The sequence below is a fragment of the Pantoea sp. genome, from assembly GCF_028283705.1.
Taxonomy (GTDB): Bacteria; Pseudomonadota; Gammaproteobacteria; order Enterobacterales; family Enterobacteriaceae; genus Pantoea.
Genome location: NZ_JAPWKD010000005.1, coordinates 245,929 through 267,409, shown reverse-complemented (window position 1 = coordinate 267,409; position 21,481 = coordinate 245,929). Strand labels below are relative to the sequence as shown.

Genomic DNA, 21,481 nt, shown 5'->3' with positions numbered 1-21,481 from the left:
ATGGCTGAGTCTCAACCGCTACCCGCGGCGCCCTGCGGCGCGGAGTATTTGCGCGCGGTATTGCGTTCACCGGTGTATGAAATCGCCCAGGTGACGCCGTTACAGAAAATGGAAAAAATTTCATCGCGTCTTGGCAACACCATTCTGGTGAAGCGTGAAGATCGTCAGCCGGTGCACAGCTTTAAGCTGCGTGGGGCTTACGCGATGATTGCCGGGCTAAACGAAGAGCAAAAAGCGCGCGGCGTGGTGACGGCATCGGCCGGTAACCATGCGCAGGGCGTGGCGCTCTCGGCCAGCCGGCTTGGCATCAAATCACTGATTGTGATGCCGCTGGCCACGGCAGATATCAAGGTTGATGCAGTGCGCGCATTTGGCGGTGAGGCTTACCTCTATGGAGCCAACTTCGACGAGGCGAAAGCCAAGGCGATTGAACTGGCGGAGCAGCAGGGTTACACCTTCGTGCCACCGTTTGACCATCCGGCGGTGATCGCCGGACAGGGGACGCTGGCGATGGAACTGCTGCAACAGGATGCGCATCTTGATCGCGTGTTCGTGCCAGTGGGCGGCGGCGGTCTGGCGGCGGGTGTGGCGGTGTTGATCAAGCAGCTGATGCCGCAGATCAAAGTGATCGCCGTCGAGTCCGAAGATTCTGCCTGCCTGAAAGCGGCGCTGGATGCCGGTCATCCGGTCGATCTGGCGCGTGTGGGCTTGTTTGCTGAAGGCGTGGCGGTGAAGCGTATCGGCGACGAAACCTTCCGTCTGTGCCAGGAATATATCGACGACATCATCACCGTGGATAGCGATGCCATCTGCGCGGCGGTCAAGGATTTGTTTGAGGATGTGCGTGCGGTGGCGGAGCCTTCCGGGGCACTGGCGCTGGCCGGGATGAAGAAATACATCCAGCAGCACGACATCAAAGGCGAACGTCTGGCGCATGTCCTCTCCGGGGCGAACGTGAATTTCCACGGTCTGCGCTACGTCTCCGAGCGTTGCGAACTGGGCGAGCAGCGTGAAGCGCTGCTGGCGGTAACCATTCCTGAGCAGCAGGGCAGCTTCCTGAAGTTTTGCCAGACGCTGGGTGGTCGGTCAGTGACCGAGTTCAACTATCGTTACGCGGATGCCGACAACGCCTGCATCTTCGTCGGCGTGCGTTTAACGCGCGGGCTGGAGGAGCGCAGTGAAATCATCAGCCAGCTGACGCAGGGTGGCTATAACGTGGTGGATTTGTCCGACGATGAGATGGCCAAGCTGCACGTGCGCTACATGGTGGGTGGCCGTCCCTCCAAACCGCTGCGTGAACGTCTGTTCAGCTTTGAATTCCCGGAAGCACCCGGCGCGTTGCTGAAGTTCCTGCAAACGCTGGGTACGCACTGGAATATCTCGCTGTTCCACTATCGCAGCCACGGTACGGATTACGGTCGGGTGCTGGCGGCGTTTGAGCTGGGTGAGGATGAGCCGCGCTTTGAGGAGCATCTCATGGCGCTGGGTTATGACTTCCACGATGAAGTCAATAACCCGGCGTTCCGCTTCTTCCTCGCGGGTCAGTAATTACAGCAGGTTCCAGAAAGCATTGATAAGCGGCTCCCCGAGCCGCTTTTTTTGTACGCACACGCCCAGTTCGAGTGGCGCAACCGACTCGACATTCTCCAGCACCAGCACGCGATTACGCACCGGCTCCGGGCTGTTTTCCAGCACCACATCCGGCAGCAGCGCAATGCCACAGCCCAGCGCCACCATCGACACAATCGCTTCATGGCCCGATACCGTGGCATAAATCAGCGGATTGGGGATACGGCGGCGGCGGAACCACAAATCAATGCCACGTCGCGCAGGCCCTTGTTCCGGCAGGATAAACGGAATCAGGGACCAGTCAGGCTCGTCCTGTGTCGCCTGGCTGCGGACCGGACAAGGTAGCGCCGGGGCAATCAGCACCAGCGGAATCAGCCCAAGTGGCGTAAAATCTATGCTGGCAGGCAGCGATTCAGGACGACCGGCAATCGCCAGGTCGGCCTCACCGGACTGCACCATCTCGATCGCATCAGCGGCATCGCCGGTCGTCAGTTTAATTTCCACCTGCGGATGTTCGGCACGAAAGCGATCGAGAATCGGTGGCAGATGGCTGTAGGCCGCCGTCACCGAACAGAACAGGCGCAGCTCGCCACTGAGAGACGGACCGTTCAGGTCCATCACATGACGCAGTTGCTGATATTGCAGCAGGGTTTGCTGAGCAAACTGACGTAGCCGTTCACCGGCTTCGGTCAGCGTCACAGTGCGATTATCACGCAGAAACAGCGCGTGGCCGACATCCTCTTCCAGCCGCTGGATCTGGCGCGACAAGGTGGACGGACTCACATGCATGGCACGCGCCGTGCGGCCAAAGTGGCAACTTTCGGCCAGATGGAGGAAGAGTTTCAGGTCTCGTAAATCCATGCGCGGGTAACCTCAAAGTAATATTGCAAATCCTGCAATGTGGCGTTGTTAATATATCAATTTAAGCAACAGATTTCCTGTCATATGATGGGGTCATTCGCGGCGCTACTGATGACGTCGTTACTGAACAAAGCAAACACAACATCTAACCGGAGTACCCATGGCTAACTACTTCAACACATTGAATCTGCGCAACCAGTTAGCGCAGTTAGGCAAATGTCGTTTCATGGCTCGCGATGAATTCGCGGATGGCGCAAGCTTCCTGAAAGGGAAAAAAGTGGTCATCGTTGGCTGTGGCGCTCAGGGCCTGAACCAGGGTCTGAACATGCGTGACTCTGGCCTGGATGTGTCTTACGCGCTGCGTGCTGAAGCGATTGCTGAGAAACGTGCCTCTTTCCGCAAAGCGACCGATAACGGCTTCAAAGTGGGTACTTATGAAGAGCTGATCCCGCAGGCGGACCTGGTCGTTAACCTGACGCCGGACAAACAGCACTCTGCAGTCGTTCAGGCAGTACAGCCGATGATGAAAGACGGTGCAGCGCTGGGCTACTCACACGGTTTCAACATCGTTGAAGTGGGCGAAACTATCCGTAAAGACATCACTGTAGTGATGGTTGCACCGAAGTGCCCAGGTACTGAAGTTCGTGAAGAATATAAGCGTGGTTTCGGCGTGCCGACTCTGATCGCGGTTCACCCGGAAAACGATCCGAAAGGCGAAGGTATGGCGATTGCGAAAGCCTGGGCTTCTGCCACCGGTGGTGACCGTGCGGGCGTGCTGGAATCTTCTTTCGTTGCAGAAGTGAAATCTGACCTGATGGGTGAGCAGACCATTCTGTGCGGCATGCTGCAGGCAGGTTCTCTGCTGTGCTTCGACAAGCTGGTGGCGGAAGGTCACGATGCGGCTTATGTTGAGAAACTGATTCAGTTCGGCTGGGAAACCATCACCGAATCACTGAAGTTCGGCGGCATCACCCTGATGATGGATCGCCTGTCTAACCCGGCTAAAATCCGTGCTTATGCGCTGTCTGAGCAGCTGAAAGGCATCATGGCTCCGCTGTTCCAGAAGCACATGGATGACATCATCTCCGGTGAATTCTCTTCTGGCATGATGGCTGACTGGGCTAACGACGACAAAAACCTGCTGACCTGGCGTGAAGAGACCGGTAAAACCGCGTTCGAAACTGCAGCACAGTTCGAAGGTAAAATCGAAGAGCAGGAATACTACGACAAAGGCGTTCTGATGGTTGCGATGGTTAAAGCGGGCGTTGAGCTGGCGTTTGAAACCATGATTGACGCGGGCATCATCGAAGAGTCAGCTTACTACGAATCACTGCATGAGCTGCCGCTGATCGCTAACACCATCGCACGTAAGCGTCTGTATGAAATGAATGTGGTGATCTCTGATACCGCAGAATACGGCAACTACCTGTTCTCCTTCGCGGCAGTTCCGCTGCTGAAAGAGTTCATGGCCACTCTGCAACCGGGCGACCTGGGTAAAGCAGTGGAAGGCACTCAGGTAGACAACGCGCAGCTGCGTGATGTTAACGAAGCGATTCGTCAGCATCCGATCGAAGCAGTTGGCCGCAAACTGCGTGGCTACATGACCGATATGAAACGTATCGCGGTTGCCGGTTAATCGGTACGCGACACAGTTTTCAGCAACGAAAAACCCCGGCTCGCCGGGGTTTTTTTATATCTCATCACCTGTAGGCGCGATTTATCGCGCGGTTTTAGGCAATAAAAAACCCGGCCAGAGCCGGGTTTCGCATTTACCCTATCAACCGCATCAAACCGCTTCGTACAGTGTCTGCCTGCTGGTCTCTTTACAGGCAATCAGCGCAATCAGTGTCAATGCCGCCATCGAAGCCAGATAGAAACCGACCGCCTGCAAACCATAGTTAGCGTTCAGCCAGGTGGCGATATAAGGCGCAACGGAGGCACCCAGAATCGACGACAGGTTATACGAGAAGGAAGCACCGGTATAACGCACTTCGGTCGGGAACAGTTCCGGCAGCAGCGCACCCATCGGGCCAAATGTCAGGCCCATAATACTCAGGCCGAGCAGCAGGAAGCCCATCACCAGCACCTGAGAACCAGAACCAAGCAGTGCCGGGAACATAAAGGCAAAGGCGATAATCATCAGGGTAATGGTGATCATGGTTTTGCGACGACCAAAACGGTCTGCCAGCAGGCCAGCAATCGGCACCATCACACCAAAACCAATCACCGCCACCATCAGCATCCACAGGAAGCTGTTGCGTGAATAACCGAGGCCCACCGGCGCAGGTGCGGTGCCGTAGCTCATGGAGTACACGGTCATGATATAGAACAGCGTATAAGTGGCGAGCATGATAAAGGTGCCGAGAATGGTGGCAAGCCAATGCTTGCTCAGCAGCGTGCCAATCGGTACACGTACCTGTTTTTTCTCTTTCTTAACTTTGGCAAACACCGGGCTTTCGTTCAGCGAGACACGCACATACAGGCCAATAATCACCAGCACCGCAGAGAGAATGAAGGGTACGCGCCAGCCCCACTGCATGAACTGTTCGTCTGTCAGCAACCAGGAGAGCAGCAGGAAAGTCCCGTTAGCGAAGAAGAAGCCGATCGGTGCACCCAGCTGTGGGAACGAACCGTAAAGGGCACGTTTTTTTGCCGGGGCATTTTCGGTCGCCAGCAACGCTGCGCCACCCCATTCACCACCCAGGCCCAGACCCTGACCAAAACGCGCCAGTGCCAGCAGCAGCGGTGCGGCCACGCCAATGGTCTGATAACCTGGCAGCAGGCCGATCACCACGGTAGAAACCCCCATGGTCAGCAGTGAAGCCACCAGGGTTGCCTTACGGCCCACACGGTCACCAAAGTGGCCAAACACGGCAGAACCGATCGGACGCGCCACAAACGCGATGGCGAAGGTTGCCAGCGACTGGAGCGTTGCGACTGTGGCATCACCCTGTGGGAAGAAAATATGGGGAAAAACAATAACCGCCGCAGTGGCGTAAATATAAAAATCGAAAAATTCGATGGCGGTGCCGACAAGAGACGCAACGACCACTTTGCCGCGAGAATTGACCGGCGTGTCGTCTTGTTTTTTGTCGATTGATTCGGTGATGGAGGCTTGCATAACTGTTTCTTAATTGTAAATAGAAACAAAGAATCTTACGCACCTGTATTGCGTCATTCAATGGCGAAAAACCGCGTCATAACAGGCTTTTTCGGCGAAAAAGAGGATAATTTCTGAGTTCACGCCATCGGCGGCGAATGGAAAGGGTTACAGCCGGTTTTTTGGCGGGAATCTCTGCAAAAGGGCCAAATAAAAGTGACCCTTTAGCGATTCCTGCTGTCTTTTGCCGTAAAAACAGTCTGCGGGAAACATTTTTTGCTGTTGCGGCAAATGTAACGAACTGCGGCAGCTTACTGTTGCTGATGGGGCTGCGGCATTTCTTTATCGTCTTTGTATCGGGCGGTAGCGATCCAGGCTGCGCAGAACAGCGTCAGACGCGCAAAGAAGTAGAAAAAGGCCATCAGACCCAACACCGAACCGAAAGCTGCACCAGACGGGGATGTCGCCAGCTTCGGCAGGGTAATTGTCATGACAAACTTAATCACCTCAAAACCAATGGCGGCCAGCAGCGTGCCGCGGAACAACGCTTTCTTGCGTGGCTTGTGGCGCGGCAGGATCCAGAAAATCCACAGAAACAGCAGATAGTTAGCAAAAATGGAGATGGCCAGTGCAATGACGGTCATCGCCGGACGCAGCCACTCAATATGATCCAGCCCCAGCGCGTGCACAATCGCTGCCTGGGCGGCCCCGGCAACCGACGTCAGCGACAGCGTGATCACCAGCGCCAGCATCAGGCCGGTGAGCGAGATAAAGTCGCGAATGTATTTCTTCCAGAATTTCTCCTGATCGTCCGGTTTACGCTCCCACACATCGCGGGACTGCGCGCGAATCGCCTCGCGCAGGTTCCCCATCCAGTTAATCCCGGAATACAGCGCTAATAACAGCCCGGTCAGGCCGACGGTGGCGCGTTGCTGAATCGCCGTGTTGACGGTGCTTTTCAGGGTATTGGCCAGATTAGGATCGCTGATACTGTTAACGATTTTGTTGATCAACTCCGTGAGTAAATCCTGATTCGACGCCAGCACAAAGCCAACCGCCGCAAAGGAGACCATCAAAATCGGTATCAATGAGAGAAACGAAAAATAGGTAATGGCGGCACCGAACTGGCTGCCGAGGCGATCGTTGAATCGCTCCAGCGCACGCAAAAAATGTGCCACCGCCGGGATGGCCTGAAACCAGGTGGCGAACCGCGAGACGCGTACAATCGAGCGGTCCACGTGTTGATTACCGGTTTTGAGATCGATCAGCGGCTTTTGTCCAGCCGCCTGCTGCTGATTATCTTTGTCTGTCATAGACATTCATCATCCTGTTCACTGCGAAATGTTAATTATAGCCCGTCAGGTCACGTACTCCTGCAGAACCTGGCTCAGCCACTCCATAAACACCCGTACGCGTCGTGCCACATTGCGCCGGTGTGGATAGAGCAGGGAGATTGGCATCGGTTTGGCCGGGAAGTGATGCAGTACCTCCACCAGTTGCCCGGATTCCAGCAACGGCTGCACGCCAATGGCCGGAACCTGAATAATGCCCAGCCCGGCGATACAGGCGGCGCGATAGGTTTCGGTGCTGTTCACCGTCACTACACCGCCGGTCTGAATGAAATGGCTTTGTTTGCCATCGAAATATTCAAAGCCTGGTGATGGCTGCCCCAGTTGCTGGGTGTAATGCACCATCGCGTGTTGCGACAAATCTTCCAGCCGTACCGGCCTGCCGAAGCGGGAAAGGTAATGGGGACTGGCGCAGTTAATCAAGGCATGAGTTCCGATTTTACGGGCGATCAGGCCGGAATCTTTCAGTTCACCGACGCGGATAACGCAGTCAAATCCCTCGCGGATCACATCCACCTGGCGATCGCTGCTGCTAAGCTCAATCTCGATGCCGGGGTAGTGCTGCAAAAACTCCGGCAGGCGCGGCAGGATAAAACCGGTGGCCATCGCGACCGACATATCCACGCGCAGTTTGCCGCTGAGTGTCGCCGGATCATGCTGAAACAGGCTGTCCATATCATCCAGCATCGACAGCAAATCGAGGCAGCGATCGTAATAAACCAGCCCATCCTGAGTGAGGTGGACACGACGCGTGGTGCGATGCAGCAGCCGTGTACCCATTTGATTTTCCAGCGCCTGCAACTGACGCGATACGCTGCCTTTCGGCAAACCGAGACTTTCTGCTGCACGGGTAAAACTGCCCATTTCTGCCACCCGCACAAAAACTTGCATTGCGTGAATTTTATCCATGTTGTTCACCGATTGTTGTTGTTAGTGAAACAGTGCAGCGCATTACAACGAGTTTATAGATCAGACTTCAGAGAATATCCTTTAAACGTGTTCAATTTTGCAACAGGAGCGAATCATGAGTCACAAAATTGCGTTGATTACCGGTGGCAACCGCGGTTTAGGTAAGAATGCCGCACTAAAACTGGCGGCGAAAGGCACGGATATCATTTTCACGTATCGGAGCCATCAGGAAGAAGCGCAGGCGGTGGTGAAGGAAATTGAAGCGCTGGGTGCCCGTGCCGCCGCGCTGTTGCTGGATGTCGGTGATACCCACCAGTTTGAGGGGTTCAAAGATCAGGTGAAAGAGACGCTGCAAAAGCTGTGGCAGCGTGACAACTTTGATTATTTAGTGAACAACGCCGGTCACGGTCATTACAAACTGTTCAGTGAGACGACTGAGGATGAGTTTGATGCACTGGTCAACGTGCATTTTAAAGGTCCGTACTTCCTGACGCAGAAGCTGCTGCCGTTGATTATCGATGGAGGCCGCATTCTGAATATCTCCAGCGGCCTGACGCGCCTCACCTATCCGGGTTCCGGCACCTATGCCTCAATGAAAGGGGCGATGGAAGTGCTGACGCGCTACCAGGCGAAGGAACTGGGCGAACGTCGTATCCGCGTCAATATCCTGGCACCGGGAGCGATTGAAACTGACTTCGGCGGTGGCCGTGTGCGCGACACCAAAGAAATCAACGACACCATCGCCTCGCTCACCGCGCTGGGACGCGTAGGCCTGCCGGATGATATCGGCGATGCCGTCAGTGCGATTCTGAGCGATGAAACTGGCTGGATCACCGCCCAGCGTATCGAAGCCTCAGGCGGCCAGGCGCTGTAAAATCAAAACCCGCGCAATAAATTGCGTCGCAACAAACCGTAGCGGCGCGATTTATCGCGCAATTTACATCGGTGCCTTAGAGTTCAATGGTACCTGCGATCACCGTCACCGTCTGACCCCCAATCCAGATGGCCTCTGGCGTGAAGCGCACCTGAATACGTCCGTCGCGCTGAATCACGCTACCCTGGCGGGCGCGGTAGTCAGCGGTATGCCCCTGCGCGGCAAAATAGCGTGCCAGACAGGCGTTGGCGCTGCCGGTTACCGGATCTTCCACCAGGATACCGTTTTCGATAAACAGGGCGCGGATTTCATACTGCTCGCCTTCTCCCTGCGGTAAAGGTCCGAACGGGGCGATGCCATTCACCTTCGCATGTTTTTGCAGACGTTGCAGATCGCTGGGATTAGCTCGAATCTCCCGCACCGCCTGGGCACTGGTCATCGGCAGCAGCAGCCAGCGAATCCCCATATCCACCACCGTCGGAGAGTGTACGGTATCCAGCGCATCGCTATTGATGGCGCTGCCGATCAGGGCATCCTCGAACGGCGTGAGGGTAGCAGCCGGAGCGGCAAACGCCAGAGCGCCATCGGTACTGATGTTGACCTCAACCAGCCCGACCCCGCATTCCTGCACGATTTTACCCGGTGTTTTCAGCGGCCAGCCCGCTTCCAGCAGCGCATGGGCCGTGCCGAGCGTGGGATGTCCGGCAAACGGCAGTTCACCGCCAGGGGTGAAGATACGCACGCGATAATCCGCCGCGGCATCTTCGGGCGGCAGTACAAAGGTGGTTTCCGACAAATTGGTCCAGCGTGCAATGGCGGCCAGCTGCACATCACTGAGTCCCTGCGCATCCATGATCACCGCCAGCGGGTTGCCGCGAAAGGCTGATGAGGTAAAGACATCCACTTGTTTAAATGCGACCTTCATTGTCACTCCTTCCTCATTGAGGTTGTCTTGAAATCCGGATTTACATGATGTTGATTGCTAAAGGTAATCAATAGGGCTATGAATAGATTAACAATTATGCAACCGGAGTTCGCTATGTTAAAAATTCTTGGCCGCACATCGTCAATTAACGTGCGTAAAGTTCTGTGGCTGTGTGCAGAGCTGGATATTCCTTACGAGCATGAAGTCTGGGGTGATGAAAACAAATCGCTGCACTCGCCAGAATTTATGGCGCTCAACCCCAATGCTATGATCCCGGTGATTATCGAAGACGATTTTGTCCTGTGGGAATCCAATGCCATCCTGCGTTACCTGGCTACCAGTTACGGCGGCGAATGGCTCTATCCGGAAAATCCCCGCGCCCGCGCCCCGATCGATCAATGGACGGACTGGCAGGCTACTGAACTTAACACTTCATGGCGCTACGCGTTTATGTCTCTGGTGCGCAATTCACCGGCACATCAGGATGAACGCCTGCTGGCCGCTGCCTGCAAAGGCTGGAACCACACCATGGGCATTCTCAACCAGCAGCTGGAAAAAACCGGGCGCTACGTCGCAGGGCGCAACTTCACGCTGGCGGATATTCCCATTGGTCTGGCGGTGAACCGCTGGTTTGAAACCCCACTCGAACATGCCGATTTACCGGCGGTACGCACCTATTACGAACGTCTCACTGAGCGCGAAGGCTACACCACCTGGGGCCGCAACGGCACGCCCTGATCCTGGCCCGGCGGCAGGCCGCTTAATTCACAGGCCAGCGCGCCGGTACGTTCCAGCGCCCAGGTATAACGCGCATCGAACGGATAGCAGCAGGAGAGGCGCAGTGCATGGGTGTAGCGTTCGCTCAGTGAATAAAGCGCACCCGGCGTGAGACAAATTTGTTCCTGCAACAGCCGCTGAAACATCTCCACGGTATCGACTTTGCCCGGCAGTTCGACCCAAAACACAAAGCCGCCGCGTGGCAGGGTAGCGCGGGTGCCCTGGGGAAAATGTCGGGCGATAATGCCGCGCGCTGCATCCAGATTGGCGGCATAACGGCGACGCAGCGTGCGCAGATGGTGATCGTAACCGCCACTGGCAAGAAATTCCGCCAGCACCTCGCTCAGCAGACGCGACTCCGACATCGACGATACCGCCTTCAGTCGGGCAATTTTTTCGTGAAAACGCCCGGCAGCGGTCCAGCCCACACGGAAATCCGGTGCCACGGTTTTGGTAAAGCTGGTGCAATAAATCACCCAGCCCTCGTTGTCGAACGCCTTAACCGGCGGCGATAGCGGCCAGTCAAACTGCAATTCATCGTACAAACCATCTTCGATCAGTGGAAGATGGTAAGTGTTCACCAACTTCGCCAGACGCTTCTTATTTGCCAGCGGCATCACGTAGCCAAGCGGATTCTGTGCCCCGGGCATGGCGATTAGCGCCTGAATCCGTTGTTCCTGTAGCAGCATCTCCAGCGCGTCCAGCGATAATCCCTGCTGCGGGTCGGTGGGGATCTCCAGCGCCTTCAGGCCCAGCGAAGCCAGCAGCGGGAAGAGAAAGAAGTAGGTGGGCGATTCCAGCCCGACGCAGTCGCCCGGTTTGGTGACTGCCCGCAGCGCCAGTTGCAACGCTTCCATACAGCCGTGGGTGAGGGTGATGTCATCTACCGTCAGATTGATGCCAACATGCAGGCTGCGGCGGGCAATCTCCTCCCGTAAGCGCTTACTACCGGGCGGAAGCACGTAGCGCCCGATAAGGTCCGGATCGCGCCGCAGCAGTGAAGCAGTAATGCGGCTCAGTCGGGCGGCGGGAAACAGTTCGCTATCCTGCGGGCACGCCAGCGAGATATTGGTGTAATCCGGGTTATTCTGCGCGGCGAACACCTGCTCAATCAGTTCCAGCTTTTGAGCGCTGGGATCATCCTCTTTCGCCCGCAGTTTCTGTACCGGGCGCGTCACCGCAGGCAATACGGTGCGCACGTAATATCCGGACTGCGGTCGTGCTTCAATCAGGCCGCGATCTTCCAGGATTTGCCAGGCATTCAGCACGGTATTGATACTGACCTGATGCGATTGCGCCACGCGGCGAATCGCAGGCAGGCGTTTACCGGGCTTAAGGGTGCCCTGATGGATGGACTCGGCAAAGCTATCGGCCAGCTGCTGATACAGCGTCTGGCCGGTCGAAAGAGGAAGGGACACAAAAGCCTCCACACATGATGGGTACAATTGATTTTCTGATAAACTGTAACCATAACAATAGTCATTTTGTGTCTCTGTTTCCATTGTTCCGTCACGATTAGCATGAAGCCATGTTGACCAATCAGGAACCGCATCATGCTCGATCCCTCTTTTTTCAGTTATGTCACCGTTATGTCGATCACACCGGGCCCGAATAACCTGCTGCTCGCCACCTCCGGGGTCAATTTTGGCCTGAAGCGCACCCTGCCGATGGTGTTCGGCATTCTGCTGGGGTGTGCGGTACAGGTGGTACTGGCGGGGATGGCGCTGGAGGTGTTACTGAACTGGATGAGCGCGGTGCGCCTGCCGTTGACGCTGGTGGGATGTGGCTATCTGCTGTGGCTGTCGTGGAAGATCTTTCGTGCGGGGGCACCGCAGGCGCGGGAAAGCGTCCAGCCGATGACCGTCTTCGCCGGAGCCTGCTTCCAGGCGGTCAACCCTAAAGCCTGGCTGATGGCGACCAACGTGGCGCTGATGTATGCCAACAGCAACGGGGTGATGGCGGTGGTACTGGGGTTCGCGCTGCTTAACCTGCCCTGTATTTTGATTTGGGCGGCGCTGGGGGATCAGTTGCGTAGCCATTTACAGGTGGCGTGGAAACGCCAGGCGTTTAATAGTTTGATGGCATTGTCGCTGGTGGCGACAACAGGATGGATGTTGGTTGACGCGATTTCGCTCGCTGCGGCGTGATTTCGTTTGCTATAACGCGGTTTCGTTCGCTACATGCACCGGCAGTTGCAGTTCGCCGGTGCGGCGACCGAGCAAAGGGGACCTGGCCGTCCCCTTTGCATTCCCCGGCCCCGCGCCGCCTGCCTCGCCGCTTCGCGGTCCCTTCGCTTACTCACGCTTCCGACGGACCGGCGTCGATTCGCTCCTGCTCAACGCCGCCTTTCGCCGCATCCATGCTGCTCATCCTGGAATCGTTCCCGCGCTCAGCGAGTCCGGATGGCGCTCACCCCACCGCTGCAACAGCAATGACTTTCCGGGGTTTTTCTGTTGTTGTTTGTTTTTTTTATTAAATGGTCCTGCAGGCGGGGGTGTGGGCGGCATTCGCAGCGCCGAGTGCAGAGTGAAGGCCAGGACGAGCCGCATGGATGCGGCGAGAGGGCGGCATGAGCCATGGATGGCGAATCCGCGCGGTCCGTTGGCCTGAGTGATAAGCGAGGGAATAGCGCGAAGCGCTGCGCGAGGACGCCGCAGGGCGCGGATTGCAAAGGTCCGCGCCCTCGGACCTTTGCCCGTCCGCCTGCACATAGGTCCTGAAACTCGGCTATGCCTGGCGGGCGGAACCTTCTCAGAGCCAGCCCGCCGTTAAGACCTTACTTCCCCACGACGTGGGCCGTTTCTCGTCCTTCGTCGTTCGCCGCCATCGGCGTCACCGGCGCATAATCAAGTTGCAGCACGCGGCTGGTGTCACTCAGCACTTTCTCGGTCAGCGCTACATCACCATTCAGCTTACGACCCCATGATGGCAGTACCGCGCGGATTTTGGTCTGCCACTCTGGCGAACGCATTTGCTCCGGGAAGGCTTTGGCCATCAGCTCCAGCATAATAGGAGCCGCCGTTGATGCTCCCGGAGACGCACCCAGCAGCGCAGAAATCGTACCATCCTCAGACGTGACCACTTCGGTGCCAAGACGCAGTACGCCGCCGTCTTTCTCATCATTTTTAATGATCTGCACGCGCTGGCCTGCCGTCACCAGACGCCAGTCCTCCTGCTTCGCCTGCGGCACATAGGCACGCAGGGCTTCCATACGGTCGCTGTCGCTTTGCAGCACCTGATCAACCAGATACTTCACCAGATCGAAGTTTTTCAGGCCAACCTGCATCATCGGCATCAGGTTGCTGCCGTTCATCGCGCCGAACATATCCAGCAGCGAGCCTTGTTTGAGGAATTTGGTGGAGAAGGTGGCAAACGGGCCAAACAGCAGCACTTGCTTACCATCCAGCACGCGGGTGTCCACATGCGGCACTGACATCGGCGGTGCGCCGACCGAGGCTTTGCCATAGACCTTCGCCATATGCTGCTGCACCACTTCCGGGTTCTCCGTTACCAGGAAAGAACCGCCCACCGGGAAACCGGCGTAGCCTTTCACTTCCGGGATACCGGATTTCTGCAACAGCGGCAGAGCCGCGCCGCCCGCGCCGATAAACAGCTGGCGAGTAGTGAGCAGACGGCTTTCACCGCTGACCAGATTGAACAGGCTAACCTGCCAGCGGCCATCGCTCAGGCGCTTAATATCACGCACTTCCTGCTGCATCCGCAGACGGAAATTGGCCTTCTTCTCCAGCGAAGCAATCAGCTGACGCGTGACTTCACCGAAGTTCACGTCAGTGCCCATTTCAGTCCAGGTGGCGGCCACTTTCTGCTTTTTGTCGCGGCCATTCATCACCAGCGGGATCCACTGAGAAATCTGTTCGCGTTCTTCCGAGTATTCCATGCCCCGGAACAGGGTGCTTTTCTGCAACGCGTGGAAACGTTTGCGCAAAAATTCAACGTTGTCGTCGCCCCAGACGAAACTCATGTGCGGCGTACTGTGGATAAAGCTTTTCGGATTGCGAAGGTTGCCTTTCTGCACGTGATACGCCCAGAACTGGCGGGAAATCTGGAACGATTCGTTGATTGCCACCGCTTTAGCAATATCGATGCTGCCATCTGCCTTCTGCGGCGTATAGTTCAGCTCTGCCAACGCAGCATGGCCGGTACCGGCATTGTTCCAGCCATTGGAAGACTCTTCCGCCACCGTTGCCAGGCGTTCGACCATCTCAATTGACCAGTCCGGCTCCAGATCCTGCAACCAGGTGCCTAAGGTAGCACTCATCACGCCAGCGCCAATCAACAGCACATCGACGTCTTTTCGTTCCTGAAGGCTAGCGCTATCCATGCCAGCGGCGCTTACTGCCAGCGCCAGATTTACCGCAGTTTTGCTCATGAGGCGACATCTCCTCTCTCTGTTGACCTGAAGTTCAACAGGTTCGCAGGCGAAACAGTCACGCTTCTTTCGAGCGCGTCGTACTGTTTCTCAAAGGTTAAGACTCAGGTTAAGTCGTGGGGGTGCTAACGGTTAACTGCACGTTATGCATAGTCATTCGAATATAACATTCTCGTATCGGAATTAAACGTTTGTTTATTTTTTAAATGCAGAAATGATTCAGCATAAGAATTAATCAGTTCAACCTGCTTGTCATAAGGGATTTTTATCCCCTAATCAGACGGTTACGAGAGGAGGTATGTTGCGATATTGTGATGGGCTTGTGGGGGTCAGAAAGGTCGTAACACCAATGAGTTAATTTTAACTTAATGAAAATATTAACTTTAACAAAATTTGATTTTTTATGCGGTTTTTATGTTGCGCAATGTTTCACCATGTTGTGTAAAAATAATGTTACATTTATGTGATGGCGAATTTGGGTGCGCGCTGACGCACCCGTCAGAAGAATTTTCAATCACGCGGTGCACTATCGGGTAACTTTTTCAGACTGATCGCCAGCCGGTTATAGGTGTTCATCAGGCCGATCGCCACGTTGAGATCGACGATTTCCTTATCGCTAAATACCGCTTTGACCTGGGCAAACAGCGCATCCGGCGCGCCCCGGCTAGCAATCAGCGTCAGACTTTCAGCCCACGCCAGTGCCGCCTGCTCCCGTGCATCAAACAACGCGCCCGATTCATGCCATACCTGGGTTAACACGATTTTATGCCACGGCATGTCTGCTTTATGCAGCGCCTGAGTATGCATGTCGATGCAGTAGGCGCAGCCGTTGATCTGCGAAACCCGCAGAAAAACCAGCTCCAGCAGGCTATGCGACAGGTCAGTCTGCGACAGATAACTATAAACGCCACCCAGGGCTTTCATCGCGCCGGGTGCGGTACTGTAAAAATCGATACGCTGGCTCATTTTCCTCACCTCAATCAGTTATGGTTGACAGGTGCATTGTTCATCGCCTTATGGAGCAGCAAAAGTGCCAAAAAATGACAAAAACAGTGGCCCATTGGCGCTGACGCTGGACCGCGCCGATACGCGTGGTTTGAGTGAACAGCTGCGTCAGGTCATCAGCAGCGCGATTGATGATGGGCAGCTGGCAGCAGGGGCCAGGCTGCCTTCCTGTCGCGACCTGGCGGCGCAGCTGGGGGTGGCACGCGGTACGGTGCGTCGCGCCTATGACATGCTGGTTGATAGCCAGCTGCTGGTGGCGAAAGGCGCAGCGGGCACCTTTGTGGCAGCGGCGGCGGTGACCCAGCCACCACGCGCGTCGGTAATGGCAGCGGGATCGCCGCTGCTGGATATGGTCTATGACTTTGACACCCCGCCACTCACTTTTCAGATGGGCGTTCCCGCCAGCGACGCCTTCCCCGCTAAGGTCTGGACGCGTGTACTGCAACGCCAGGCGCGACAGCAGGCCAGCCAGTCGCGCGGTTATCCCGATCCGCGCGGCAGCCTGGCACTGCGGCAGGCGCTGGTGGGCTATCTGGCGGTGGCGCGCGGTATTCAATGCCAGTCGAGTCAAATCTTCATCACCAACGGCTATGCGGGCGCGCTTGGCCTGATTGCGCTGGCGCTCGGCGTGCACGGCCAGCAGGCATGGATGGAAGAACCCGGTTTTATGCTGGCACGGGCCGCGTTGCAGCAGATGCATGTGACGCCGGTGGGCATTCCGGTTGATGACGAAGGGTTACAGGTGGCAGAGGGTGTGGCACGCGCTCCTGATGCGGCGTTTGCGCTGGTCACGGCAGGTCAGCAGGCTCCGCTGGGCATCACGCTGTCGCTGCCGCGCCGTCAGGCGTTAATGGCCTGGGCCAGCAGCCAGCAACGCTGGATTATTGAAGATGATTATCTGGGGGAGTTACAGCTGGGCAGCCGTGCCGCTCCGGCGCTGGCGGCGATCGATAGCGAAGGGCGGGTGATCCATGTCGGCACCTTCAGCAAAACCCTCAGCCCCAGCCTGCGCCTCGGTTTTGTCGTGGTACCTGGGCGGCTTGCGGCGCGCTTTGCCGATACCTGCGCCTTACTGGCTCCGGCGTCCTCAGCGTTGCTGCATGATGCGGTGGCGGAGTTTCTGCGTGAGGGCCATTTCCTGCGCCATCTGCGGCGTATGAAGCGGGTCTACCATGAAAGGCTGGAGGGGATTGTTGCCGCGTTACGCCCGCATTTTCCTGATGTGCAGCGTGCCGGGCTGGCGGTGATTATCCGCTTAGCAGCAGGCACGCCAGACCAGCAAATCGCGCGTGAGGCGCTGGCTTATGGCCTGGCACCGTCGCCGTTATCGATCTGGTATCAGCATGAATCCGGGCGGCAATACGGTTTCCTGCTGGGGGTCACTCAGCTACCGCGTGAAGGTTTCGCGCGCTGCGCCGAGCGGCTGAAATGGCTGGTAGATGCGCATCAGCGACGAATGGACCAGTAAAAAACTGCATTCTTGACCCTTTTTCTGGTCCATTCTGAGGATTAAGGTACGCCTCATTGTTATCAGTGAGGAACCTTAGCCATGAAATTGTTACATGTCGATGTGAGCCCGAAAGGCGCCAAATCCAACTCACGTGCGCTGAGCCGCTATTTTGTTGAGCGTTTGCAGGCGGAATCCCCGGATTTGCAGGTGGACTATCTTGATCTGGATTTGCATCCGGTGAGCCATGTCACGGGAGAGTTTGCGCAGGCGACTTACACGCCCGAAGAGCAGCGCACGCCACGTATGAAAGCTGTGCTGGCGGATTCGGATCGCTTATGCGAGCAACTGCTCAACGCCGATGCCTTATTGTTTGCCATGCCGATGTACAACTGGAGTATGCCATCCGCTTTTAAAGCCTATATTGATGCCATCATCCGCACCAATCTGACTTATCACTTTGATGAACAACAAAATGTGATTGGCAATCTCACGCGCCAGAAAGCGCTGTTTATCACCACGCGCGGGGCCAGCCTGCAACCGGGTTCACCCTATGCAGAGATGGATGCCTTGACGCCAGCCCTGCGTGCCGCCTTTGGTTTTATCGGCATCCAGCATCCGCAATTTGTTAACGCGGAACCGCTGGCATTTGCCGACCAGGCTGCGCGCGAAGCCGGTTTAGCTCAGGCTTACCGCGATCTGGATGGGGTGGTGGCGCAATGGGCCGGGTCCGTGGTTATTGCCTGAACCAGCGACGCCAGACGAAGCGAATAACAAAAAACTCAATCGCGCCCAGCAGCAGAAACCACAGGCAAAACACAATGGTGTAAAGCTGATTAAGATCCTGCAAATGGAACCGGGTTTGCAGGCTCTTTGCCATCGCCAGGCTAAATGCCGGAGCGGGCAGCAGCAGCGCAGAGAGAAAGCCCAGCAGCAGAATACCACCAGGGATAATCAGGGTTTCTAACGGATTTTTCATCGCAAAATTCCACAGCAAATCGCGCGGGCATTAGCGCACAAAGCCCGGCGGGGTGCAATCCCCGGGGTTGTCAGCCCAATAATTTTCTTCTATTCCATTCACTTAGCGACATATTTAGCGATAGTTAAGAGTTATAGCCTTTGCTATACTTAAATCCATGATTTTACTGTCTTTTTTTTAGTGAATTTGCGTGTTAGACTGCGCGCACTTTTTCATTACTGAACAAAAAATGCAGATAAACCTCAGGCTTTCCGGCCTTTTGGTCTGCGTTGACTGAAAAATCATGACATTTATCGCAACCCTGATTCTGGCCTTTGGTATGTCGATGGACGCCTTCGCCGCAGCACTTGGCAAAGGCGCATCCCTGCATCGCCCGGATTTCAAAGAGGCGCTGCGCACCGGTCTGATTTTCGGTGTGATTGAAATGCTCACCCCGCTGATTGGTTGGGCAATTGGCCTGGCAGCCAGCCGCTATGTGATGGCCTGGGACCACTGGCTGGCATTCGGCCTGCTGACGTTACTCGGTGGCCGCATGATGATGGCTGGCTTCAGCCAGACCGCCGGTGAACCTTGTGAGCCACCGCAGCGCCACGGCTTTATGGTGCTGGCATTAACCGCTGTGGCCACCAGCCTCGATGCATTGGCGGTGGGTGTGGGTCTGGCATTTTTACAGGTCAATATCGTGCTGACCGCCCTGACCATCGGCGCTGCCACCACCATTATGGCGACCACAGGCGTGCTGGTTGGCCGCTTTATCGGCCCGGTAATGGGCAAATGGGCGGAAGTGCTGGGGGGCGTTGTCCTAATTTGTATCGGTTGCACCATTCTGGTGGAACATATGGGTTGGTTCAGTTAAGGTTTTAGTCATTAGCGGATTGTGCAGTTGCTTAAAACCTTCGTTTTTGTGATCTGCTTCAAAGTTTCTTGCTTAGAAAACAGGCTGGGCTATACTTTTTTTAGTATTTCTCAACTTATTTTTAATCAGGTGCTTTATGAAACGGTTCTTCAAATACGTGTTTCGTGCTTATGTTGAAACTTACAAACACGTACCGCCGGGTGCTTTAAACTAAGTCCCCCGCACGCAACCCTCGATAATCGCGGTCAGGGATCGACCGGTGATTATCAATGATTTTCTTATATCTCCCGCCCGTTATCTCCCCATTTTCCCTCTGAAATCGCCGCTTTACGCCTTCAGTCATCGGATTTTGATCTGACTATAGCCTCAGGTTATACCCTATAACTAAACAAGCATTCGTCACCCCTTCGCGCTGCATGAAATAGTCAGCCCAGGTCCTATTCACCTGTCTGACACGAGAACATCATGCTGATCCCTCAACCTTATTTACTTTTTCTTGGCGACGTTACCGATCCACTGGCAGCAAAAACCGCACGCGGCATCCAGGTCTGGCGACCGGAGCAGTGCGTGGGCGAAATCAAATTGCCGGGCTGTAGCGTTAGCCTCGGTCTGGAAGAACTCGACATTGCCACCGCCAAAGCGCGCGGGGCGAAAACCCTGGTGCTCGGCACCGCCAACGCCGGTGGTTATCTGCCGCAGCACTGGCTGGCAACCGTGTGTAACGCCATCAAAGCCGGTATGAACGTTGCCAGCGGTCTGCACCATCGTCTGGTGGATGAGCCGGAGTTGGTGGCGCTGGCGCAGGAATATGGCGTCGAGCTGTTCGATATCCGTCATATGCGTCCGAAACTGGATGTCGGCAGCGGCAAGAAACGCAGCGGTAAGCGTGTACTTACTGTCGGCACCGACTGCTCCGTCGGCAAGATGTACACCTCGCTGGCGCTGGAAGCAGCAATGCGCGACATCGGTATGAAAGCCGATTTCCGCGCCACCGGTCAGACCGGTATCCTGGTTGCGGGTGAAGGTATCGCTATCGATGCCGTCATCGCTGACTTCATCGCCGGTGCGGCAGAAGCCCTGTCTCCGGCTAACGAAGATGACCACTGGGATATCGTTGAAGGCCAGGGTTCGTTGTTCCACCCATCCTATGCCGGTGTTTCTATGGGTCTGATCCACGGTGCGCAGCCACACTGGCTGGTGATGTGCCACGAAATGGGTCGCCCGCATATGCGTCATCTGCCGCATCAGCCGATGGTGAGTCTGAAAGATTGCGTAGACGCTAACTTCCGTGCGGCGGCCGTCACCAGCGATTCGGTACAGCTGGCAGGTTTTGCCATCAACACCTCGAACTACAGCGAAGAAGAAGCGCGTGCTTACTGCGCCGCAGTCAGCGCCGAATTTGGCGTGCCCGCCACCGACCCAGTGCGTTTTGGTATCGCTGATATCGCTGCGTTGCTGAAGGAGCGTGGCTAAGATGCGGCGCATGCAGATTGAAGTGCTGAAGCTGCCGCTGGCGCGTCCGTTTGCCATCTCGCGTGGCACACGCACCGCAGTGACGGTGATCCGCGTCACCCTGGAGCAGAACGGCTTTATTGGTCGCGGCGAATGCACCCCCACGCCGCGCTACGACGAAACGCCGGAAAGCGTTAACGCTGAACTGGAAGCGTTGCGCGCCGACATTGAAGCGGGCCTTAGCCGTGTCGATCTGCAAACCCGTCTGCATGCCGGTTCAGCGCGTAATGCGCTGGACTGCGCGCTGTGGCGGCTCGACGCTGCGCTGGCGAAGCAATCCTTCTGGCATCTGACGCAGCAGGAGCAGCCGATTTCGGTGATCACCGCCGAAACCCTTAGCCTCGACACAGTCGCCAATATGGCCGCCGCCGCTGAAGATGCGGTGTCACGCGGCGCGATCCTGCTGAAAATTAAACTGAATCGTGAAGAAATCCTCGAAAAAGTGGCGGCTATTCGCGCGGCAGCCCCCCATGCCACGCTGATTATTGATGCTAACGAAGCCTGGTCCGGGGTGGATTTGCACAGCCTGCTCAACGCGCTGTTGCCCTACAACATCGCGATGGTCGAGCAACCGTTACCGGCGGGTCAGGATCAGGATTTACAACGATTCACCCATCCGATTCCGGTGTGCGCCGACGAAAGTTGCCACACGCGGGAGGATATTGCGCAGCTGCGCAATCGCTACGAGATGATCAACATCAAGCTGGATAAATGCGGCGGATTAACCGAGGCACTGGCGATGGTGGAAGAAGCGCAGAAGCTGGATATGCGCCTGATGGTGGGCTGCATGTTGGGTTCATCGCTGGCGATGGAAGCGGCGCTACCAGTGGCGATTGCCGCTGAGCATATCGATCTTGATGGCCCGATCTGGCTGGCGGCCGACAGCTCGCCGTTCCTCTCCTATTCCCAGGGCCGAATCTGGCTATAA

19 protein-coding genes are annotated in these 21,481 nt (G+C 56.2%); 10 read left to right on the top strand and 9 right to left on the bottom strand.

Annotated features, from left to right (window positions below; genetic code table 11):
* On the top strand, positions 1 to 1,548 hold the full coding sequence (gene ilvA / locus PW844_RS04655; RefSeq protein WP_299448420.1) for a threonine ammonia-lyase, biosynthetic: 1,548 nt from the start codon (positions 1 to 3) through the stop codon (positions 1,546 to 1,548).
* On the opposite strand, the gene ilvY is transcribed toward ilvA, so the two are convergent.
* Positions 1,549 to 2,430 (bottom strand): HTH-type transcriptional activator IlvY, encoded by an 882-nt coding sequence (gene ilvY / locus PW844_RS04650; RefSeq protein ID WP_084877799.1) that lies wholly within the window; start codon positions 2,428 to 2,430, stop codon positions 1,549 to 1,551. It abuts the gene before it with no gap.
* 160 nt (positions 2,431 to 2,590) lie between these two features.
* On the opposite strand from ilvY, the gene ilvC reads away from it, so the two are divergent.
* Positions 2,591 to 4,066 carry a ketol-acid reductoisomerase gene (gene ilvC, locus PW844_RS04645; protein ID WP_299448417.1) on the top strand — a complete coding sequence of 492 codons (1,476 nt, stop codon included), beginning with the start codon at positions 2,591 to 2,593 and terminating at the stop codon, positions 4,064 to 4,066.
* 150 nt (positions 4,067 to 4,216) lie between these two features.
* Here ilvC and PW844_RS04640 read toward each other — a convergent pair whose 3' ends face one another.
* From PW844_RS04640 to PW844_RS04630, 3 genes are all read right to left on the bottom strand, one after another.
* Positions 4,217 to 5,551: an MFS transporter gene (locus tag PW844_RS04640; RefSeq protein ID WP_299448415.1), complete on the bottom strand. Its 1,335-nt coding sequence runs from the start codon at positions 5,549 to 5,551 to the stop codon at positions 4,217 to 4,219.
* 290 nt (positions 5,552 to 5,841) lie between these two features.
* Positions 5,842 to 6,849: an inner membrane protein YhjD gene (gene yhjD, locus PW844_RS04635; protein WP_299448413.1), complete on the bottom strand. Its 1,008-nt coding sequence runs from the start codon at positions 6,847 to 6,849 to the stop codon at positions 5,842 to 5,844.
* Between the two features lie 39 nt (positions 6,850 to 6,888).
* Positions 6,889 to 7,788 (bottom strand): LysR family transcriptional regulator, encoded by a 900-nt coding sequence (locus tag PW844_RS04630; protein ID WP_299448411.1) that lies wholly within the window; start codon positions 7,786 to 7,788, stop codon positions 6,889 to 6,891.
* A 115-nt stretch (positions 7,789 to 7,903) separates the two neighbouring features.
* Between PW844_RS04630 and PW844_RS04625 the strand changes: the two genes are divergently transcribed.
* Positions 7,904 to 8,662 (top strand): SDR family oxidoreductase, encoded by a 759-nt coding sequence (locus tag PW844_RS04625; RefSeq protein WP_299448409.1) that lies wholly within the window; start codon positions 7,904 to 7,906, stop codon positions 8,660 to 8,662.
* A 76-nt stretch (positions 8,663 to 8,738) separates the two neighbouring features.
* On the opposite strand, the gene PW844_RS04620 is transcribed toward PW844_RS04625, so the two are convergent.
* The gene (locus tag PW844_RS04620; protein ID WP_299448407.1) at positions 8,739 to 9,587 is read right to left on the bottom strand and encodes a PhzF family phenazine biosynthesis protein; all 849 of its coding nucleotides are present in this window, start codon (positions 9,585 to 9,587) and stop codon (positions 8,739 to 8,741) included.
* Positions 9,588 to 9,701: 114 nt separating this feature from the next.
* Between PW844_RS04620 and PW844_RS04615 the strand changes: the two genes are divergently transcribed.
* The gene (locus PW844_RS04615) at positions 9,702 to 10,325 is read left to right on the top strand and encodes a glutathione S-transferase family protein (RefSeq protein WP_208716864.1); all 624 of its coding nucleotides are present in this window, start codon (positions 9,702 to 9,704) and stop codon (positions 10,323 to 10,325) included.
* Here PW844_RS04615 and PW844_RS04610 read toward each other — a convergent pair.
* Positions 10,292 to 11,782 carry a PLP-dependent aminotransferase family protein gene (locus PW844_RS04610; protein ID WP_299448404.1) on the bottom strand — a complete coding sequence of 497 codons (1,491 nt, stop codon included), beginning with the start codon at positions 11,780 to 11,782 and terminating at the stop codon, positions 10,292 to 10,294. The two genes, PW844_RS04615 and PW844_RS04610, sit on opposite strands and share 34 nt — an antisense overlap.
* Positions 11,783 to 11,917: 135 nt before the next feature.
* On the opposite strand from PW844_RS04610, the gene PW844_RS04605 reads away from it, so the two are divergent.
* Positions 11,918 to 12,511 carry a LysE family translocator gene (locus PW844_RS04605; protein ID WP_299448402.1) on the top strand — a complete coding sequence of 198 codons (594 nt, stop codon included), beginning with the start codon at positions 11,918 to 11,920 and terminating at the stop codon, positions 12,509 to 12,511.
* Positions 12,512 to 13,140: 629 nt separating this feature from the next.
* Here PW844_RS04605 and mqo read toward each other — a convergent pair.
* Entirely contained in the window at positions 13,141 to 14,754 is a 1,614-nt protein-coding gene (mqo, locus tag PW844_RS04600) for a malate dehydrogenase (quinone) (protein WP_299448400.1), read from the bottom strand.
* A 510-nt stretch (positions 14,755 to 15,264) separates the two neighbouring features.
* The gene (locus tag PW844_RS04595) at positions 15,265 to 15,720 is read right to left on the bottom strand and encodes a carboxymuconolactone decarboxylase family protein (RefSeq protein WP_299448398.1); all 456 of its coding nucleotides are present in this window, start codon (positions 15,718 to 15,720) and stop codon (positions 15,265 to 15,267) included.
* 64 nt (positions 15,721 to 15,784) lie between these two features.
* Between PW844_RS04595 and PW844_RS04590 the strand changes: the two genes are divergently transcribed.
* Positions 15,785 to 17,227, top strand: a complete 1,443-nt coding sequence (locus PW844_RS04590) for a PLP-dependent aminotransferase family protein (protein WP_299448396.1) — start codon at positions 15,785 to 15,787, stop codon at positions 17,225 to 17,227.
* Positions 17,228 to 17,308: 81 nt separating this feature from the next.
* Positions 17,309 to 17,953: an NAD(P)H-dependent oxidoreductase gene (locus tag PW844_RS04585; protein WP_299448394.1), complete on the top strand. Its 645-nt coding sequence runs from the start codon at positions 17,309 to 17,311 to the stop codon at positions 17,951 to 17,953.
* Here the strand turns inward: PW844_RS04585 and PW844_RS04580 are convergent.
* The gene (locus PW844_RS04580) at positions 17,943 to 18,185 is read right to left on the bottom strand and encodes a DUF1158 domain-containing protein (RefSeq protein ID WP_084877774.1); all 243 of its coding nucleotides are present in this window, start codon (positions 18,183 to 18,185) and stop codon (positions 17,943 to 17,945) included. The two genes, PW844_RS04585 and PW844_RS04580, sit on opposite strands and share 11 nt — an antisense overlap.
* Positions 18,186 to 18,468: 283 nt before the next feature.
* Here PW844_RS04580 and mntP point away from each other — a divergent pair, with 283 nt between their 5' ends.
* The 3 genes from mntP to dgcA all read left to right on the top strand — a co-directional run bounded on the left by mntP (position 18,469) and on the right by dgcA (position 21,481).
* Positions 18,469 to 19,041 (top strand): manganese efflux pump MntP, encoded by a 573-nt coding sequence (gene mntP, locus PW844_RS04575; RefSeq protein WP_084877771.1) that lies wholly within the window; start codon positions 18,469 to 18,471, stop codon positions 19,039 to 19,041.
* Positions 19,042 to 19,506: 465 nt separating this feature from the next.
* A complete protein-coding gene (dgcN, locus tag PW844_RS04570) occupies positions 19,507 to 20,514 on the top strand; it encodes an N-acetyltransferase DgcN (RefSeq protein WP_299448389.1) in 1,008 nt (335 codons plus the stop codon).
* A 1-nt stretch (position 20,515) separates the two neighbouring features.
* Complete coding sequence (dgcA, locus tag PW844_RS04565; protein WP_299448387.1) at positions 20,516 to 21,481, top strand: N-acetyl-D-Glu racemase DgcA; 966 nt, start codon at positions 20,516 to 20,518, stop codon at positions 21,479 to 21,481.

What these genes read in the sequence shown, in the direction of transcription:
- ilvA (WP_299448420.1), top strand. Translation starts at nt 1, where the DNA reads ATGGCTGAGTCTCAACCGCTACCCGCGGCGCCCTGCGGCGCGGAGTAT.
- ilvY (WP_084877799.1), bottom strand. Translation starts at nt 2,430, where the DNA reads ATGGATTTACGAGACCTGAAACTCTTCCTCCATCTGGCCGAAAGTTGC.
- ilvC (WP_299448417.1), top strand. Translation starts at nt 2,591, where the DNA reads ATGGCTAACTACTTCAACACATTGAATCTGCGCAACCAGTTAGCGCAG.
- PW844_RS04640 (WP_299448415.1), bottom strand. Translation starts at nt 5,551, where the DNA reads ATGCAAGCCTCCATCACCGAATCAATCGACAAAAAACAAGACGACACG.
- yhjD (WP_299448413.1), bottom strand. Translation starts at nt 6,849, where the DNA reads ATGTCTATGACAGACAAAGATAATCAGCAGCAGGCGGCTGGACAAAAG.
- PW844_RS04630 (WP_299448411.1), bottom strand. Translation starts at nt 7,788, where the DNA reads ATGGATAAAATTCACGCAATGCAAGTTTTTGTGCGGGTGGCAGAAATG.
- PW844_RS04625 (WP_299448409.1), top strand. Translation starts at nt 7,904, where the DNA reads ATGAGTCACAAAATTGCGTTGATTACCGGTGGCAACCGCGGTTTAGGT.
- PW844_RS04620 (WP_299448407.1), bottom strand. Translation starts at nt 9,587, where the DNA reads ATGAAGGTCGCATTTAAACAAGTGGATGTCTTTACCTCATCAGCCTTT.
- PW844_RS04615 (WP_208716864.1), top strand. Translation starts at nt 9,702, where the DNA reads ATGTTAAAAATTCTTGGCCGCACATCGTCAATTAACGTGCGTAAAGTT.
- PW844_RS04605 (WP_299448402.1), top strand. Translation starts at nt 11,918, where the DNA reads ATGCTCGATCCCTCTTTTTTCAGTTATGTCACCGTTATGTCGATCACA.
- mqo (WP_299448400.1), bottom strand. Translation starts at nt 14,754, where the DNA reads ATGAGCAAAACTGCGGTAAATCTGGCGCTGGCAGTAAGCGCCGCTGGC.
- PW844_RS04595 (WP_299448398.1), bottom strand. Translation starts at nt 15,720, where the DNA reads ATGAGCCAGCGTATCGATTTTTACAGTACCGCACCCGGCGCGATGAAA.
- PW844_RS04585 (WP_299448394.1), top strand. Translation starts at nt 17,309, where the DNA reads ATGAAATTGTTACATGTCGATGTGAGCCCGAAAGGCGCCAAATCCAAC.
- PW844_RS04580 (WP_084877774.1), bottom strand. Translation starts at nt 18,185, where the DNA reads ATGAAAAATCCGTTAGAAACCCTGATTATCCCTGGTGGTATTCTGCTG.
- mntP (WP_084877771.1), top strand. Translation starts at nt 18,469, where the DNA reads ATGACATTTATCGCAACCCTGATTCTGGCCTTTGGTATGTCGATGGAC.
- dgcN (WP_299448389.1), top strand. Translation starts at nt 19,507, where the DNA reads ATGCTGATCCCTCAACCTTATTTACTTTTTCTTGGCGACGTTACCGAT.
- dgcA (WP_299448387.1), top strand. Translation starts at nt 20,516, where the DNA reads ATGCGGCGCATGCAGATTGAAGTGCTGAAGCTGCCGCTGGCGCGTCCG.